Origin of the sequence: Bradyrhizobium sp. HKCCYLRH2060 (assembly GCF_051168135.1) — a bacterium.
Classification (GTDB): domain Bacteria; phylum Pseudomonadota; class Alphaproteobacteria; order Rhizobiales; family Xanthobacteraceae; genus Bradyrhizobium.
In genome coordinates this window covers 1-17719 of record NZ_JBNPUK010000015.1, presented here as the reverse complement: position 1 = coordinate 17719, position 17719 = coordinate 1, and the positions used below count along the sequence as shown (strand labels likewise).

Genomic DNA, 17719 nt, shown 5'->3' with positions numbered 1-17719 from the left:
CGGCTACCGTCCGGAGTTTCATACGGCTCGACGGCCATCTCACCCCCGCAACCACTCCATCAGCGCCTGCGCCGTCTCCTCCGGCTGCTCGGGCTGCGGCAGGTGGCCGCAATTCTCAAGCACCACCAGCCAGCTGCCGTCGATGCCGTCGGCCATCTCCTTCGACAGGCTGTTCGGGATGGTGTTGTCGGTGTCGCCGGTCAGCACCAGGGTCGGACAGCGGATCGCGGTCAAGGTCGGCCGCGAATCCGGGCGCGACATGATCGCCGTCAGCTGCCGGATGAAGCCGATGACGCCGACCTCCTCGGCCATGTCGTGCACGAGCTGGCGCAGCCGCGGATCATCCTGGCGCGACGGATGGACGAAGCCGGAGAACAGCTCGTCGACAACGCCGTGGTAGTCGCCCTCCTTGGCGCGGGTGATCATGGTGCGGCGGCGGGCGCTCGCCTCCGGCGTGTCGGGCCGCGCCTGGGTGTTGATCAGCGCCAGCCGACCCACGCGCTCCGGCGCCTGGCGCATGATCTCGAGCGCGATGTAGCCGCCCATCGAATGTCCCGCGAGCGCGAAGCGCGGCGGCGCCTCGGAGAGGATGCGGCGCGCGATCGCGGCCATGCTGTCGTCGCGGACGTGGTTCGCCACCATCACCGGCCCGAGCCGCCACAGCGCCGGGATCACCGGCGCATAGATGCGGGGCGACGAGATCAGGCCAGGCACCAGCACGAGCGGCAGCGCATCAGTCATGGGTCTTCCCCCCGGAAACGGCGTTCACCTGCATGTCCGGGTGTCGTCCGCCCGGAATGCCATTTACGCGCGAGAGGCGGCCAATGTCCAACGATGTGCTGCGGCTCGCGCCCGGCGTCCCAGGGCGACGACCTCGTCCCCAGCCTTGTCCTGGCTCATCCTGCGCCCCTTCGCGACAGTGGATGGCCAGCCGGATGATCGCTGTGATCGGGGCGCACGCGATGCTGCTTGGGCCGCGGCGCCTCTGGCTTTCGTGATTACGGCGTCATTCGCGGCAATCTGGTGGCGTCGTCCGCAATTCGCGCGCGAGGAAGGGGTCTAACTACTTCCGCCCCGGATCATGCCACCATCGCATGCAGCGCGATGATACCTGGATGGATCGTCAATCGTGGCAAACGAGGTCGGGCGTCACGATAATATCACGTAATGGGCGTGGGGCCCGGCGTCGCAAGGCCTGCGACCACAACGATTAGTTCGAGCGGCTGGTAACTTCACGTGGCTGTTGACGCCCGGCGCTCTCGTTCCGTCGCGGCGATGAATTGATAGCACCGGGCTGTCGGCGATGACATCGGAGCGATCGTCGCACCCGTAGGAAACATATCCGCGCGAAGTCTAGCTCTTGCCGGAGCAGCGCGGGCCGACGCTGTTGATGGAACGAGAGACGACTGCTCGCTCGGCAGCAGCGAGGACGCGTCCGGCGACGTCGCTGCCGGATGAAACAGTGGCACCCGCGGCAGCGAGGTCGATGCGAAGCTTAAGGTGCTGTGGCCCAATGCGCGAGCACGAGCCGGCACGGCTGCAGCCGAGCCCGGTGCCTCTCGTCGAAGGATCAGACGAGCAGTGGCTGCGCCGTGGCGGCGAGCTTCTTCAGCAGCGGCAGGAAGCGCTCCTTCATCTCGTCGACGCCGATGCGATCGACGTGGCCGCCGATGTTGGCGGCGGCGATGATGCCGCCGTCATAGCGGCGAATCGGCACGGAAATCGAGCGGAAACCCTCCTCCGCCTCGCCGTCGACGAGCGAATAACCGTCGTCCCGAACGGCCGTGACCGACGCGATCAACGCGTCCTTGTCGGTGATCGTCTGCGGCGTCATCTCGGTCAGCGTCATGCGCTCGACGGCCTGGCGCAACTGATCGTCCGGCATCCGGCTCAGCAACACGCGGCCGACCGACGTGCAGAACGCCGGCAGCCGATAGCCGATCTCCAGGCCGGTGGAGAACATGCGCGCCGGCGTCGCGCGCGCGATGAACACGACCTGGTCGCCGTCGAGGACGGCGAGAGAGCAGACCTCGCGGGCCTCGCCGGCCGTGCTGTCCATCAACGGCTGCATCACGCTGTTGACCTGGTTGGAGGCGAGATAGCTGGAGGCCAGCAGCAGCACGCGCGGCGTCAGCGAGAACAGCCGGTCGTCGCCATGGACGAAGCCGGAGGCTTTCAGGGTCAGCAGAATCCGTCGCACCGTGGCGCGGGCGAGGCCGGTGAGTTCCGCCGCCTTGCTCAGCGTCATCGGCCGGCCCTCGCGGCTGAAGGCTTGTATCACCCGCAGGCCGCGATCGAGCGCTTCCACGAACTCGGGACCGTCGCCCCGAGCCTGCTTCTTCTCCTCATCAGTGCGCTTCAGTTTCGGCATCGGCCTGACATGATCCGCTGTTGTTGTTTTCGGCCGCAGTGAAGCTGCAGTCCGTTGGCCCCTCGGCTTCGGTTGTAGCTTTTTCACTTGCGCTTCTCCCCACTTAAAGCGAATCTAATCTGGGCGAACATGTGTTCGTCTAGCGAACATTATTAGATGATCGCGTGACGCTCAACGCCCGACTTGCGACGGAACAGGAGAGACGGCCATCATGATGAGCCAGGAGCAGAACGACCTGATCACGCGCGTCGGACCCGGCGCGCCCGCCGGTAAACTAATGAGGATGTACTGGCAGCCGGCCGCGCTGGTCGATGAGCTCGCAGGCGAGCGCCCGGTGCGCGCGGTGAAACTGCTCGGTCAGGACTTCGTGCTCTTCAAGGATGCGCAAGGCCGCTACGGACTACTTGATCGCGATTGTCCGCATCGCGGCGCAGATCTCGCCTTCGGACGGCTGGAGAACGGCGGCTTGCGTTGCGCCTTCCATGGCTGGCTGTTCGACGCTGACGGCAATTGTCTGGAGACGCCGGCCGAACCGGCCGGCTCGCCGCTGTGCAAGAACGTCAAGCAGCGCGCCTATCCCGTGATCGAGAAGGGAGGCATCCTTTGGGCCTGGCTCGGCGATGGTGCAGCCCCGGCGTTTCCCGATCTCGACTGCTTCACCGCGCCCGACGCCTACACCTTCGCGTTCAAGGGCCTGATCGAGTGCAATTGGCTGCAGGCGCTGGAGGTCGGCATCGACCCCGCGCATGCCTCGTTCCTGCACCGCTTCTTCGAGGACGAGGATACGTCGACCGCTTATGGCAAGCAGTTCCGCGGTGCCTCCGCCGACAGCGAGCTGCCGATGACCAAGGTGCTGCGCGAGTACGATCGTCCGATCATCAATGTGGAGCGTACCGAATACGGCCTGCGCATCATCGCACTGCGTGAGATCGATGCCGAACGCACCCATGTCCGCGTCACCAATCAGCTGTTCCCGCATGCCTTCGTGATTCCGATGAGCACGGAGATGACGATCACGCAGTGGCACGTGCCGGTCGATGACGAGAGCTGCTACTGGTACGCGATCTTCACCAGCTATGGCGCGCCGGTCGACCGGGCGAAGATGCGGGCGCAGCGGCTCGAGCTCTATGAGCTGCCCGACTATCGCTCGCGCAAGAACAAGAGCAACGATTACGGCTTCGATCCACGGGAGCAGGCGACCGCGACCTACACCGGCATGGGCAACGACATCAACGTGCACGACCAGTGGGCGGTGGAGTCGATGGGCCGGATCCAGGACCGCACCCGCGAGCATCTGGGCCAATCCGACAAGGCGATCATCCAATATCGTCGGCTGCTGCGCGAGCAGATCGAGAAGGTCGCGAGCGGCGAACCGCCGATGCTGTTCCTCGATGCCGCCGGGGCCCGCAGCGTGCAGGGCCCGGCGACGATGGACGGCATCGGCCCGACCCGCGGCTGGGAGACCTACTGGATGGAAGTCGACGTCCGCCGCCGCCGCAACGCCCCCTGGGCAGCGCCGGTGCCGGCCGATATCGTGCGTCTCGCGCCGCATCTGAGCGCGGCGGAGTGATGGCAGGCGTGAGTGCGCATATGTCCTTCGGTGTAGTTGGCCAGCTCTCGCTCCGAGCGCAGTGCGCTCCCTCTCCCCGTTCTTCACCGGGAGAGGGTTGGGGTGAGGGGCAGCCGCACGGGAAGTGCGAGTGGTTGGACCTGTCCCCCCTCACCCGGATTGCATCTGACGATGCAATCCGACCTCTCCCCGCAAGCGGGGAGAGGTTAGGGCTCGCGCGCCGCAAGACTGCGCCCATGATCTCGCAGTTTGACAATGCATCATGGAGCCATCGTTGAGTTTCGTCGCCAAGCATCAGTTGTGGACCGTCGAGCAGGCCGAGGCCGCAGTGCGCATGCGCCGCCTCGCCGAGGAGCACGGCCTCACCACCATCCGCTTCTCGTTCCCGGACCAGCACGGCATCCTGCGCGGCAAGACGCTTACTGTCGATGCTGCGTTGTCCTCGCTCGAGGACGGCTGCTCGATCACGACGACCCTGCTCGCCAAGGACACCTCGCATCGCACCGTGTTTCCGGTGTTCACCGCCGGCGGTGGCTTCGGCATGGCCGAGATGCAGGGCGGCAGCGATGCACTGATGGTCGCCGATCCCACCACGTTCCGCGTCCTGCCTTGGGCGTCCGGCACCGGCTGGGTGCTCTGTGATCTGTACTTCGCCAACGGTGCGCCGGTCCCGTTCGCCACGCGCAATCTCTACCGGTCGGCATTGGCGACGCTCGAACAGCGTGGCTATCAGTTCATGGCCGGCCTCGAGGTCGAGTGCCACATCTTCAAGGTCGAGGATCCCAGGCTCGCGCCCGGTGATGCCGGCTCGCCCGGTCAGCCCGGCGTGCCGCCGACGGTCAGCCTGCTGACCCAGGGCTATCAATATCTCACCGAGCAGCGCTTCGATCAGATGGAGCCCGCGCTCGAGATCATCAGGGCCAATCTCGTCGCGCTCGGCCTGCCATTGCGCTCGATCGAGCTCGAATATGGCCCGAGCCAGTGCGAGTTCGTGCTGCAGCCGGCGCTCGGGCTCGCGCCCGCCGACACGATGGTGCTGTTCCGCAGCGCCGTGAAGCAGATCTGCCAGCGCCACGGCTATCACGCCACCTTCATGTGCCGGCCGCGCATCCCCAACGTGATGTCGTCGGGCTGGCATCTGCACCAGTCGCTGGTGGCGCGCGACGGCGGCAACGCCTTCATGACCGAGGATGCCGAAGGTCTGTCCGCGCTCGGCCGCCACTACATGGCGGGCCTGCTCGCGCATGCGCGCGCCTCGGCGCTGTTTTCGACGCCGACGATCAACGGCTACCGGCGCTACCGCGCCTATTCGCTGGCGCCGGACCGTGCCATCTGGGGCCGCGACAACAGAGGCGTCATGATCCGCGTGCTCGGCGGCCCCGGCGATCGCGCCACGCGCCTGGAGAACCGCATCGGCGAGCCCGCCGCCAATCCCTATCTCTACATGGCGTCGCAGATCGCAGCCGGCCTCGATGGCATCGACCGCAAGCTCGAGCCGGGACCGTCGGCCGATGTGCCCTATGAGACCAAGGCGAGCCTGCTGCCGAAATCGCTGCGCGAGGCCGTCGATGCGCTGAGGGACGACGCGTTCTTCCGCCAGGCGTTCGGTTCGACCTTCGTCGACTACTACACCTTCATCAAGAACGCCGAGCTCGAGCGCTTCCAGGCGGAGGTCTCCGACTGGGAGCAGCGCGAATATTTCGAGATGTTCTGACGGCGATGCACCGCCTCACCGGCTGCGCACCAGCCCGCCGTCGACCTGGTTGTTTTGCCCGGTGACGTAGGCCGCGGCCCCGCGGCGCGGGTATTTCCGTATCCGCCGGATTTGTTCCCGCGCCGCCGCGTCGCATTTTCGTGAGTCCTGTGTCCGTTATTCCGCGCGCAAGCAGGCCTGCGGGAACCCGATCCCATCCAGCGGCATATCGAAGGAGTCGTTGCACAACTCACGCCGGTCTCGGCGCGACCCTGCATGTCATGGCGATGGAAGGCGGAGCAAGGAAGCATGTTGGAACACGGGCCGCAGCGCGATCGCGCGATTGTCGACAGCGGCGATGCATCCGATCTGTCGTCGGAGCGCCACGACATCTTCTTCGCGGCCGTCGAGACCACGCGGATGCCGATGATCGTCACCGATCCGCGCCAGCCCGACAATCCGATCCTGTTCGCCAACCGGGCGTTCCTGGAGATGACGGGCTACGCGCTGTCCGAGATCGTCGGCGCCAATTGCCGTTTCCTGCAAGGTCCGGACACCGACCGCGACACCGTCGACGCGGTGCGAACCGCGATCGCCAATCGCCAGGACATTGCGGTCGAGATTCTCAACTATCGCAAGAATGGTGCTGCGTTCTGGAATGCGCTGTTCGTCAGCCCGGTCTACAACCGCGACGGCGAGCTGGTCTATTATTTCGGCTCGCAGCTCGACGTGTCGCGCCGGCGCGACGCCGAGAGCGCACTGGTGCAGTCGCAGAAGATGGAGGCGATCGGCCAGCTCACCGGCGGCATCGCGCACGACTTCAACAACATCCTGCAGGTGATCATCGGCTACACCGAGACCCTGCAGGGCGCCGTCAGCGAGCTTGCCCCGCGGCACCGCCGCGCCGTCGAGAACATCCGCACGGCCGCCAACCGCGCCGCGACCCTCACCCAGCAGCTGCTGTCGTTCGCGCGCAAGCAGCGGCTCGACAGCCGGCCGATCAACCTCAACAACATGATCGAGACCATGGTGCAGATGGCGCGCCACACGCTCGGCGACAGCGTGCGCATCGTCGTCAAGGCGCAGCCCGGCCTGTGGAACAGCCGTGTCGACCAGACCCAGGCAGAGGTCGCGCTGCTCAATCTGTTCGTCAACGCGCGCGATGCGATGCCGCACGGCGGCACGTTGACCATCCGCACCGAGAACAAGGAGATCGCGGAGGAGGACATCGTGCAGTTCGGCGTGCCCAAGGGCGGGCGCTATGTCGCGCTGAAAGTGTCCGACGACGGCGTCGGCATTCCGCACCACATTCTCGCGCGGGTCGCCGAGCCGTTCTTCACCACCAAGGAGGAGGGCAAGGGCACCGGGCTCGGCCTCGCCATGGTCTACGGCTTCACCCGCCAGTCCGGCGGCAGCACCTATATCTACAGCGAGGTCGGGCAGGGCACGACTGTGCAGCTGCTGTTTCCGGCGACCGAGCAGGCGATCGCTGCGCCGTCGATCCGGCCGCAGATGGCGATGGACCGCACCGGCAGCGAACGCATCCTGATCGTCGAGGACCGCCATGAGGTCGCCGAGCTGGCGCGCTCGATCCTGGAGGATTTCGGCTATCGTACCGAGGTCGCGGCCAATGCGCATGCCGCGCTCGAGCTGTTGGATTCGGAGGTCCGCTTCGATCTGCTGTTCACCGATCTCGTGATGCCCGGCGGCATGAACGGCACCGTGCTGGCGCGCGAGGCGCGCAAGCGCCAGCCGAAATTGAAGGTGCTGCTGACGACCGGCTATTCCGATGCCGCGGTCGAGCGCGCCGACGCCAACATCGGCGAGTTCGAGATCATCAACAAGCCGTACCGCCGCACCGATCTGGTCCGCCGCGTCAGGCAATTGCTCGACGGCCCGACCGGCGTGACCTGATGCGACGCTTGACCAGGCGACTCCTCGCATCGAAAGTCGGGCTGGAGAGCGGAGATCCAACCATGCGTCACGTCACGGTGCAGACACCGGCCGATGCGCCAGTCCTTCAGCCCCGCGGTGAGCCACGGGAACTGGGCGTGGTCGCAGCCGGTGCCTATGCCAATGGCCGCCGCGTCGCCGACATTCAGATCGAGGACGCCGGCGCCTGGAGCAAGCGGCCCGGCCACGTGGTGTGGATCGGGCTGCACGAGCCCGACGCGGCGCTCCTGCAGCGCGTGGCGGACCAGTTCGGCCTGCACGAGCTCGCGATCGAGGATGCGTCGAAGGCGCATCAGCAGCCCAAGGTCGAGCGCTATGGCGATGCGCTGTTCGTGGTCGCCCGCACCGCGCAGCTCGTCAAGGAGCACATCGTGTTCGGCGAGACCCACATCTTCGTCGGCCCCGGCTTCGTCGTCTCGGTGCGCCACGGCGCCTCGACCTCCTATGGCGCGGTGCGCGAGCGCTGCGAGAGCTGTCCGGGCTCGCTCGCCAAGGGCGAGGACTACATCCTCTATGCGATCCTCGACTTCATCGTCGACAACTACCGGCCGGTGACCGAGAGCATCATGGCCGAGGTCGAGACGCTGGAGGAGGTGGTGCTGCAGCGGCCGCTGGCGCGCCACGAGGTCGACCGGCTGTATCGCCTGCGGCGCGATCTGCTGCGGCTGCGCCGCGCCGTCGGCCCCGTGGTCGACGTCTGCAAGCGGCTCGAGCATGTCGACAACGTCGCGATCGATGCCGAGATGGCGCCGTTGTTTCGCGACGTGCTCGACCACGCCAAGCGCGCCGAGGAGGATGCGGATTCCCTGCGCGAGATCCTCGCCTTCGTATTCGAGGCCAGCATGATGGCCGGCCAGGCGCAACAGACCGACATCGCGCGGCGGCTGGCCGCCTGGGCGGCCATCCTCGCGGTGCCGACCGCCGTCGCCGGCATCTACGGCATGAACTTCGAGCACATGCCGGAGCTGAAATGGCAATACGGCTACTACGCCGTGCTGGGCTTCATCGCCACCGTGTGCAGCGTGCTGTACTGGCAGTTCCGCCGGCGCGGATGGCTGTGAGGGGACGGGCCGCCGGTCCCTCTTCGCGAAGCGGGTTCAGCTACATGCGCGCGGCGCGTGGGCGCTGCTGCAAATCCCCTCGCGCCGAGGCCGCCGAGCACGACGCGGCGCGGGTGACATCGAATTGCCGTCGAGGAAGCAACGGGCTGCCATGGCGCAACGGTCACGCCGCGGCGGATCGCCCGGGATGTGCGGACCACCACGCGGCGATCGCGTCCGTCAGTTCGTCCCAGATCGCGGTCGGCAGGTCGGGCACGGCGACGCGCACGCTGTAGCGATCCGTGGTGGCGTCGTGAAACCATTCCGTCGCAGCGAAATCGAAGCCGAAGCTGCCGGCGTGGCGGATCGGCAGCCCGGCGCGCCGGAGATCATCACTCATGGCGGCTGCGGCTTGCCGGGCGGTGGCCTCGTCGAGCGGCGCGCGGCCGGCGAGCGTGACGTAGAGGCCGTGCGCGAAGTCGAGCTCCGCGGTCAGGCCGCGCAGCGTGGTCGCGAAGTGGCGCCGCGCCCGCCGGCTGTTGCGCAGGATGGCGGCCACGCGTCGCGCGGTCAGCTCGCGATAGGCCGGCAGGCCGACGTAAGGCGGGAAATGCGCCGGCAGCGCCGCGCCGCCGAGCAGCCTGACGGCGTTGCGCGTCTCGTCCGGCAGCGCCCGAAGCACAATGCGGCCCGCGGCGCCGGCCTTGCTCCAATCGGCGAAAGCGACCGAGCCGAGCCGGCCATATTCAGCGCCGAGCGAGTCGAGCTTGGTGTGGCTGCGCACCATCACGACCGGCACGTCCCAGCGCCGCGTCCAGGCCAGCACGCGGCGAATGCGGCCGGAGCCGTTGGCAAAGCAGGTGGTGTCGAAGATCAGGAGATCGATCGCCGGGCGGTCGCAACCCAGCACGGCTTCGAAGCGCGGCGCGGTCGCGCTGGAATCGATCAGCAGCAGCCGCGGCGCGGGTGAGCGCTGCGCCAGCGCGGCGGCCAGGTCGCGGGTCAGCGTCACCGGGCGCAGATGCCGCGCATGCGCCGCGACCAGCTCCTGCGTCTCGCCATAGGAGCCCGGCAGCATCAAGAGGTCCGCCGTGCCGAGAACGGGCCGCGTCGCCAGCAGCAGTGCCGCGATCGCCGCCATGCCGGAGATGGTGTAGATGGTGTCATGGCGGCTCTCGCCCGCCGCGTAGAACGACGGCCCGCGCACGTCGAGATCGGCGCGCTGATAGTCGTAGCTGAAGGCGAACGGGCCGGCGCGATGATCGTCCGCATCCGCCCAGGCCGTCTCTGTCGCGGTCCAGTCGCTGAGCGCGTGCTCGGCCTTCAGCGCGGCCGTGAGCTGAAACTTGCGCCGGATGACCTCCATCACCGAGCGCGGCGCCGGCAGCGCATGCGGTCTCCGCAGGCAGCAATTCAGGAGCTGCAGCTCCTGATGCTTGCGGGCGAGATAGGCTTCGATCGTCTCCATCGGGCTCTTCATGGGTGATGCTGGCGGCCGGGATGCAACGCGTGGGGATCGCGATGGGTCCAACGGAGTGCGGCAACGCGGCGCGGTTTGCTGTAGTCTGGCCGGACAAGGAGGAGACGATGGGCAGGGAACTCGAAGGCAAGGTGGCGGCGGTCACCGGCGCGGCGTCGGGCATCGGCCTGGCCAGCAGCGCGGCGATGCTGGCGGCCGGCGCGCGCGTCGTCATGATCGATCGCGACGCCGCGGCGCTGGCGAAGCTGCGCGAGACCCATGGCGACGCCGTGATCCCCGTCGTGATCGACCTGCTCGATCCCGCTGATTGCGCCACCCTTCTGCCGCGCGTCCTCGATGCGGCCGGACGGCTCGACATCCTCCACGCCAATGCCGGCAGCTATCTCGGCGGCGATCTCGTCGACGCCAGGACCGACGCGATCGACCGCATGCTGAACCTCAACGTGAACGTCGTCATGAAGAATGTGCGCGACGTTCTCCCGCACATGATCGCGCGCGGGTCGGGCGACATCATCGTGACCAGCTCGCTCGCGGCGCATTACCCGACGCCGTGGGAGCCGGTCTATGCGTCGTCGAAATGGGCAATCGACTGCTTCGTGCAGACGGTGCGGCGCCAGGTGTTCAAGCACGGCATCCGCGTCGGCGCGATCTCGCCCGGCCCGGTGGTCACCGCGCTGATCGCCGACTGGCCGGCCGAGAAGCTGAAGGAGGCGCGCGAGTCCGGCAGCCTGCTGGAGCCCTCGGAGGTCGCCGAGGTGATCATGTTCATGCTGACCCGTCCGCGCGGCATGACCATCCGCGACGTCGTGATGCTGCCGACGAATTTCGATCTGTAGGGAGATCCAAGTTTTCATGAGTTGGAATCAGCCCCAAGTCATCGCCGCGCGTCAGCACATTCTTCGCGCGGCGCGGGATGTCCTGTCCGGTGCGGTGTCTCCGATCGAGGGCGCGCGAACCATCGCAAGGCTTCGCTTCACCGCACTGCTTGAGACCGATGTCGACATTCTTCCCCTGGTTGGAATCGATTCCGAAACGGACGCGCTCCCTCTTGGCCGCGACCGCGAGCACTGGCAGGCGCAAGCGCTGGTCGACCTCCAGGGGGCGATCGATGACGCGCAACGTTGGGCGCGCGACTTTGGAGAGAGCCATTGCCGAAGCCTTCTGGCGCGCTCGGACCGTCTGTTGCGATGGCCGGAGTGACGGTCCTTCCAAGGCTGCCGCCTGCATACCCTCTGCCGATGTCCACGACCCCGTGGAACTACGGGGGGTCGAATTAAGCGCAACTTTAATCATACGGAACCTAGTGTCAGCCCTCGCAATCCGGGGGTAGCAATGAAGATCGGCCGACTTTTTGCAATATCCATGCTGTCGGTGACGGCTTTGGCCGTCCTCCCTGCTGCCCAGGTCGTGATCGAGCAGGTCAGGGCCGTCAGCGACAAGGCCGAGGCGATCAAGACGGTCGAGGCGTTCGGCGCCGTGCTGCTCTACGCGCAGGACGTGGTCGGCCATCGCGCCCCCTACATCACGCCCATATTCCAGGATTCGCCCGCGACGCCCGCGCAGCTCGAAGGCGTGCGCAAGATCAGGCAATCGGCCGAGGCATCCTTCGCCAGGGCGCGCGCGCAGCTGGCGAACGTCTCCAACAGCGAGGCGATCACACGCAGCCTGGACCAGGCCTCGTCCAAGCTGAACGAGATCCTCGCCAAGGTGGACCCCACGCTGACCGCGCCGCTGAACGCGCGTGATCCGGCCGTCATCAAGAGCTTTCTCCCCGGGGTCACCCAGGTCGCCCTGGCGATCGAGCCGATCCTGAACCAGCTGCAGAACCGCATCGCCAATGCCGACGCGTCGCTGACGACGCTGCTCGACGTCGCCCGCACCGCGCAGGACCTGCGCGTGACCGCCGGCGGCCGGGCCGCCGCGCTGTCGCCGGCGCTCAGCGCCCGCCGCGCCGTCACTCCGGCCGAGAAGGCGGCGATGGACCGCGCCCAGGGCCGCACCGAAGCCGACCGCGAGCGCCTGGATGCCGGCATCGACCAGCTCGGCAATCCGGAGCGGCTGCTCACGGCGTTCAAGGAGGCCCGTGACGCCTATTTCGGGCGCGCCGTTCCGATCGTCGACAAGGACATCGCAGCCGGGCTCGGCGATCTCAACTACACACTCACCGCCGACAGCCTGGCCGAGGCGGTCGTCCCGGCCGTGCAGAAGTTCTTCGTCGTGCGCGACGCCGCGATCGCCGAGGCGCGCGAACGCGCCGTCGCGGCGCGCGATGCAGCCTATCTGATGCTCGCGCTGGCGACGGCGGTGGTGGCGGCGCTCGCCGGCATTCTCGTGTTCGTCACCCTGCTGCTGCGCCGCCGTGTGATCAACCCGATCGTGAACCTGACCGGCCTGATCGGCGAGATGGCGGCCGGCCATGACGACGTGGCGATCCCGACGATCAATCGCGACGACGAGATCGCCGCGATGACCGGCTCGCTGCAGACCTTCAAGGAAGCGCTGCTCGCGAAGAAACGCGCCGAGCAGGCGGCCGCGGCCGACGCGCAGGCCAAGATCGAGCGCGGCCAGCGCGTCGAGCGTTTCACGCGCGAGTTCGAGATGGCGATCGGCGAGGTCGTCGGCATCGTGTCGTCGGCGTCGGCCGATCTGGAGCGCTCGGCCTCATCGCTGACGACGACCGCCGGCCGCTCGCTGGAGCTCGCCACCGTCGTCACCCAGGCGTCCGAGGAAGCCTCGACCAACGTGCATTCGGTCGCCGCGGCCGCCGAGGAGATGAGCTCATCGGTCAACGAGATCAGCCGGCAGGTGCAGGACTCCGCGCGCATCGCCAACGAGGCGCTGGCGCAGGCGCGCAGGACCAATGACAACGTCGCGGAGCTCGCCAAGGCGGCTGCGCGGATCGGCGACGTCGTCGAGCTGATCAACGCGATCGCCGGCCAGACCAACCTGCTCGCGCTCAATGCCACCATCGAGGCCGCCCGCGCCGGCGAGGCCGGACGCGGCTTCGCGGTGGTCGCCTCGGAGGTCAAGGCGCTGGCCGAGCAGACCGCCAAGGCCACCGGCGAGATCGGCCAGCAGATCGGCGGCATCCAGGCGGCGACCCAGGAGTCGGTCGGCTCGATCAAGGAGATCGGCGAGACCATCGCCCGGATGTCGGAGATCGCCTCCGCCATCGCCTCCGCCGTCGAGGAGCAGAGCTCGGCGACGCGCGAGATCTCGCGCAACGTCCAGCAGGCGGCGCACGGCACGCAGCAGGTGTCGGCGAACATCGCCAGTGTCCGGCATGGCGCCGACGAGACCGGCTCGGCCTCGTCGCAGGTGCTGTCCGCCGCGAAGTCGCTGTCCGGCCAGAGCAGCCGCCTCCGCGACGAGGTCAGCCGCTTCCTGGACTCGGTGCGGGCGGCGTGAGGGTGCATTATGCGTGGCCTCGACGAGGGCCGCGCGTCGCCACCCGAGCGCAGCTGCTGCAGCCCGCATGAGCGCAAGCGATATGCGGGGCCGGCCCCCTCAGATATCGGTGCCGCTCATGCGGGCTACAGCTACTCAGATCTGCGCTGCTGCCGATGCTCCGCGATCGGACTGATCGCGCCCTTTGTTCTTCTCGGCTGCCCCGTTCTCCCGCGAACGCGGGAATCCACAACCCCAGGCGGATGTTAGCTTGCGAGACACGTTCAACTGAAGTGGACCCCACGCACGGGACCATGGATCGCCGAAAATTAAGGTGTGATCGCGCCTGCCTTGTCGTTCAAATCAAGCAGCTTCCTGCTGCTGCGTTTGGGCCTGCTGTGGGGATGTGGGCAACGCGTTTGCGTTGTCCAAGCGAAGCGGCATATCCACAGTCTGGGCCGCCTCGATCACATCCATGCCGGCGCGCCATGCCGCCATGGGAAACTGATTGTTCATCGCCTGGTGCGGGCGGCGATGATTATAAAAGGTCATCCATGAGCCGATGCCGTCTCGCGCTTCGCGCCCGTCAGCATAGGCTTTCAGATGCACTTCCTCATACTTGATCGAGCGCCACAATCGTTCGATGAAGATGTTGTCCATGAAACGGCCGCGTCCGTCGATCGAAATCGCAATGCCTGCAGCCTCCAGCCTGCCGGTGAAGGCTGAGCTGGTGAACTGCGCGCCCTGATCGGTGTTGAAGATCTTAGGCCGGCCGTGCCGCGCCATCGCCTCGTCGGGCGCAGCGATGCAAAAGTCCGCATCCATCGTGTTCGACAAGCGCCACGCCAGCACCGCCCGGGTGGCTCAGTCGATGATCGCCACCAGATACAGGAACCCCTGCGCCATCGGAATGTAGGTGATGTCGGCCGCCCAGACGTGATTGGGCTCGGTGATGCTGACGCCGCGCAGCAGATAGGGATGGATCTTGTGGCCGGAGACGGCCTTGCTGGTGCCGGGGCGCGGGACCAGCGCCAGTACCGTTAACGGACCGCCGGACAATGGTTGAAGTTTCCGATACAGCTGCTCTTTGAGTTTTCCTTCCAACCCTCTCCCTTTGAGGGGTTTCCAAGACATGTCTTGCAAGAAGTGGTCGACGTCGTGCCCTTGCAACCTAAGTTTTTGTAGCAAGTGCCCGCATGGACGGTCCAAGGAATGAAAACAATCGCGACTATTGCGGCTGCGGTGCAGATATTTCTCATCGTTTTTTCCCATTTGAAGCGGTGATGGTCTCGATCGAGCCGATAAGCGAAGGGCTCGACCAGCATTTCGGTCGTCAAAGCGGGCACGGCATTGGTAGCTACCAATGCTAACGCTGGAGACTTAAACCGACATCGGGGTCGCACCCCGTTTTCGCATTGGGAGAATCCCCCATGGGCCGCCCAGCTTCGCACGCGTGAACTTGCCGGACGCAGACGGGCATGGATCAAGGCGCCGGTGCGCCGTAAGGGTCGCCGAGCAGCACGCTGCGGATCGCCACCAGAAGGTCTTCGGTCATCTCCTGCTTGGCGACGCAGCCGTCGGTGCCGGATTCGAAAGCGCGGCGGACGTATTGCGGCGAATCATGCATGCTCGATCCAGGTGGCGGCAGACGAACAAAGCGCGCGCGAACGTCTCTCACCAGATCCAAACCATTGCTATCGCCAAGGAACAGATTGACGATCCCTAGATCGGGTTTCGTGGCCGCGATGGCCACGAGCGCATCCCGTTGGGTGGCCGCCGAGGCACATACGACAAGATCGGGCTCAGCATCGATCAGCGCGGTCAGCCTGCGCCGCATCAGGGGTGACTGTCCACAATGAGCAGACGCCGCTTGCGCCGTGCTGATCGCGCAGTCCGCTTTAGCACCATGACCAGACCGCGTGTTCGGCCGTCGCGCTTGCCGGAAAGCGGCTTGGTCGAGAAGTCATCGGCGGCATGGCAGACGTATGACACTAACCGCGCACTTGGGCGAACTTTGTGACTCAACCCAATCGGCCGATTGTAACCCATTGAGCCGCGCGTTGGGCGAGTTCAGCAGCCGATTCGATCGCCAGCTTATTCTTGATGTGCTCAAGATGGGATTCTACCGTTTTGACGCTGCGGTTCAGTAGACCAGCGATCTGCCGCGTGGTTCGGCCCTGACCAACGAGCCGAAATACCTGCAATTCGCGATCGCTCAGCGTGCGCACCGGCGAGGCGGCCTCAAGCGGTCGCGCGCCGACGCATCGTTCAGCCAGCCGCCGCTGCAGAGCCTCGCTCATGTAGGTCTCGCCTGCAAGCACCCGACGAATGGCAGCGATCACGGTCGATTCGAGCTGTTGTTTGGTGACATAGCCGAGGGCGCCGGCGCAAAGCGCGCGCTCGGCGAACACCTCTTCGTCGTACATCGAAAGCACCAGCGAGCGAACGCCGGGATGACGCGCCTTGATTTCCTTGACGAGGTCTAGGCCGTCCTCGTCGCCGAGAGCAAGGTCTACGATCACCAGATCAGGGCGACTGATCGCGATGGTCTTGAGCGCGGCCACGCGCGTACCGACCGCGCCGTGAACGGCGAGGCCATTTTCCGCCTCGATGAGGGCGATCAACCCGCGGCACAGCACGGGATGATCGTCGACGACAAGCAGCCTCTTCCGCACCGCGTCCGCGGCTTCAGCCAGGCAAGTGGGCATCGCCGATACTTTCCTGCCGTTCGTAATTCGATAACAGCGGAAACGCGCACGCAACCATGACGCCGCGACGGGCCTGCGGCTCCACAGTGAGAGAACCGCCGATCGCCCGCGCGCGGTAGTCCATGGTATAAAGCCCGATGCCGTCATGATCGCGCCATTTTTCGGGAAGCCCGACACCGTTATCCCGGATGCTCAATAGTCCCGAGCCTGCAGTGCACGCCAGACGGATCTCGATTTCGTCGGCTCGGCCGTGGCTGACCGCATTGCGGACGGCTTCTTGGGCGATGCGCACGAGGTGGCTCGTGGTTTCGCGGCCAAGATCGGGACAAGGGTTATCTTCCACAAACGCACAAAAGGCGCCATGAGCGGCGCTGACGTTGCGGGCGAGGCTCTCAAGGGAGCCGACAAGATCCGCGCTATTCAGGCCGATCGAGCTGAGCCCACGAGCGAGGTCACGCGCCTCGCCGATGGTCTCGTTCAGCAATCGTACGAGTTCGGCCGCGGCCGCGGCGGGACTCGGTTGGCCACTCGCCGCCAAACTTCGCCACAGCGCCGCAGCTAGCGCCGCTAAGCCGGCGAGCGATTGGCAGAGCCCGTCGTGGAGTTCACGCCCGATGCGCTGCCTCTCGCGAGAGGCAATCGCAAGAACTTCACGTTCAAGAATTTCTTGTTGCCCAATATCGCGAGTTATGGCTTCGATCTGCTCCCGTTGCATCGAAGACCAGCCAGGGTTTCTCGTGACTAAGATACACCCTTAGGATGTATCAGCAGTATGATCGAGTCAACTTCAAAGATCGATTTAAACCGCATAACTTTATGTACATTAGAGCTACGCGCCGCACCGTTGTAATTGTCGATCGGCAGGGCGCCGATGAAGCTCATCGCGTCGACGGAGAGCACTGCGCCGCCATTCGTCGTCTTTCCCGACGCTAGCATGAGCCAGTGGACGCTGAGCCTTGCAGCTTCCATACGCATGAAATGTGGACGTGAGGTGAAGGTCTCACAGGCGTTGAATAGCGGGCGGCGGGTTTATCCTCATTCATGATTGATCGCCTCGGCAACTCTGTTGAGGCAATCTCATGACAGGCAAGATCAAACCAATCTCGATCTGTCTCGCGGGCGCCCGACCGCAAGGTACGACCGCCGTGCTTCCACATCAGTTGCGCGAAGCGAAATGCAACGACAGCGGTCGCCACGCTTCCATTAGACGTCCGTGTAGCAGCCAGTCCTCCGGCTTCCGTCGGGTTTGGTGAAGTGCGTGCGTGCATTCACGGCACCGATGTCTCCAAGGACCCTGATCTGGATGTCGCTGCCGGAAATCTCGGTGACCGGCGACTTCCGGGCGACTTGCTGCAGGAAGCCGGCGCGGTGGAGGACGGTCCCGTCCGGGGATTACGGTGACGCTGCTGGACTGCACCCCTCAAGTGAGACACGATAATGTCAGTGACAATGGGTAAAGTCATCGCATCGTGTTTTGCTTGAACGCGGCTTCGAACTCAAGAGGAGATCGATAGCCG

At 65.9% G+C, this 17719-nt stretch carries 13 protein-coding genes and 1 pseudogene; 7 read left to right on the top strand and 7 right to left on the bottom strand.

Going from position 1 to position 17719, the window contains the following annotated elements; translation table 11 throughout:
* Positions 1-39: 39 nt before the first annotated feature.
* Entirely contained in the window at positions 40-741 is a 702-nt protein-coding gene (locus ACQR10_RS25610) for an alpha/beta fold hydrolase (protein WP_315801502.1), read from the bottom strand.
* Between the two features lie 829 nt (positions 742-1570).
* Positions 1571-2371: an IclR family transcriptional regulator domain-containing protein gene (locus ACQR10_RS25605; RefSeq protein WP_315801501.1), complete on the bottom strand. Its 801-nt coding sequence runs from the start codon at positions 2369-2371 to the stop codon at positions 1571-1573.
* Positions 2372-2582: 211 nt separating this feature from the next.
* Here ACQR10_RS25605 and ACQR10_RS25600 point away from each other — a divergent pair, with 211 nt between their 5' ends.
* From ACQR10_RS25600 to ACQR10_RS25585, 4 genes are all read left to right on the top strand, one after another.
* Positions 2583-3941: an aromatic ring-hydroxylating dioxygenase subunit alpha gene (locus ACQR10_RS25600; RefSeq protein WP_316218220.1), complete on the top strand. Its 1359-nt coding sequence runs from the start codon at positions 2583-2585 to the stop codon at positions 3939-3941.
* Positions 3942-4215: 274 nt separating this feature from the next.
* Positions 4216-5655, top strand: coding sequence for a glutamine synthetase family protein (locus tag ACQR10_RS25595; RefSeq protein WP_316218221.1), 1440 nt, complete (start codon positions 4216-4218; stop codon positions 5653-5655).
* A 288-nt stretch (positions 5656-5943) separates the two neighbouring features.
* Positions 5944-7548, top strand: coding sequence for a hybrid sensor histidine kinase/response regulator (locus tag ACQR10_RS25590; protein WP_316218223.1), 1605 nt, complete (start codon positions 5944-5946; stop codon positions 7546-7548).
* A 62-nt stretch (positions 7549-7610) separates the two neighbouring features.
* Positions 7611-8648, top strand: a complete 1038-nt coding sequence (locus tag ACQR10_RS25585) for a magnesium and cobalt transport protein CorA (RefSeq protein ID WP_316218225.1) — start codon at positions 7611-7613, stop codon at positions 8646-8648.
* Positions 8649-8811: 163 nt separating this feature from the next.
* Here the strand turns inward: ACQR10_RS25585 and ACQR10_RS25580 are convergent, their stop codons facing one another.
* Positions 8812-10095, bottom strand: coding sequence for a hypothetical protein (locus tag ACQR10_RS25580; RefSeq protein WP_316218235.1), 1284 nt, complete (start codon positions 10093-10095; stop codon positions 8812-8814).
* A 119-nt stretch (positions 10096-10214) separates the two neighbouring features.
* Between ACQR10_RS25580 and ACQR10_RS25575 the strand changes: the two genes are divergently transcribed.
* The 3 genes from ACQR10_RS25575 (at position 10215) to ACQR10_RS25565 (ending at position 13515) form a co-directional block, all read left to right on the top strand.
* Positions 10215-10943: an SDR family oxidoreductase gene (locus ACQR10_RS25575; RefSeq protein WP_315801496.1), complete on the top strand. Its 729-nt coding sequence runs from the start codon at positions 10215-10217 to the stop codon at positions 10941-10943.
* Between the two features lie 16 nt (positions 10944-10959).
* The gene (locus ACQR10_RS25570; RefSeq protein WP_316218226.1) at positions 10960-11307 is read left to right on the top strand and encodes a hypothetical protein; all 348 of its coding nucleotides are present in this window, start codon (positions 10960-10962) and stop codon (positions 11305-11307) included.
* 132 nt (positions 11308-11439) lie between these two features.
* Positions 11440-13515: a methyl-accepting chemotaxis protein gene (locus ACQR10_RS25565; RefSeq protein WP_316218227.1), complete on the top strand. Its 2076-nt coding sequence runs from the start codon at positions 11440-11442 to the stop codon at positions 13513-13515.
* Between the two features lie 450 nt (positions 13516-13965).
* On the opposite strand, the pseudogene ACQR10_RS25560 reads toward ACQR10_RS25565, so the two are convergent.
* The 4 genes and pseudogenes from ACQR10_RS25560 to ACQR10_RS25545 all read right to left on the bottom strand — a co-directional run.
* A pseudogene (locus ACQR10_RS25560) lies at positions 13966-14526 on the bottom strand (IS3 family transposase); the annotation flags it as partial.
* Between the two features lie 451 nt (positions 14527-14977).
* Positions 14978-15331 (bottom strand): response regulator, encoded by a 354-nt coding sequence (locus ACQR10_RS25555; protein WP_316218229.1) that lies wholly within the window; start codon positions 15329-15331, stop codon positions 14978-14980.
* A 184-nt stretch (positions 15332-15515) separates the two neighbouring features.
* Complete coding sequence (locus tag ACQR10_RS25550) at positions 15516-16202, bottom strand: response regulator transcription factor (protein WP_316182242.1); 687 nt, start codon at positions 16200-16202, stop codon at positions 15516-15518.
* Entirely contained in the window at positions 16183-16917 is a 735-nt protein-coding gene (locus ACQR10_RS25545) for a sensor histidine kinase (protein WP_315801492.1), read from the bottom strand. The genes ACQR10_RS25550 and ACQR10_RS25545 overlap by 20 nt, the downstream gene beginning before the upstream one ends.
* Positions 16918-17719 lie beyond the last annotated feature (802 nt).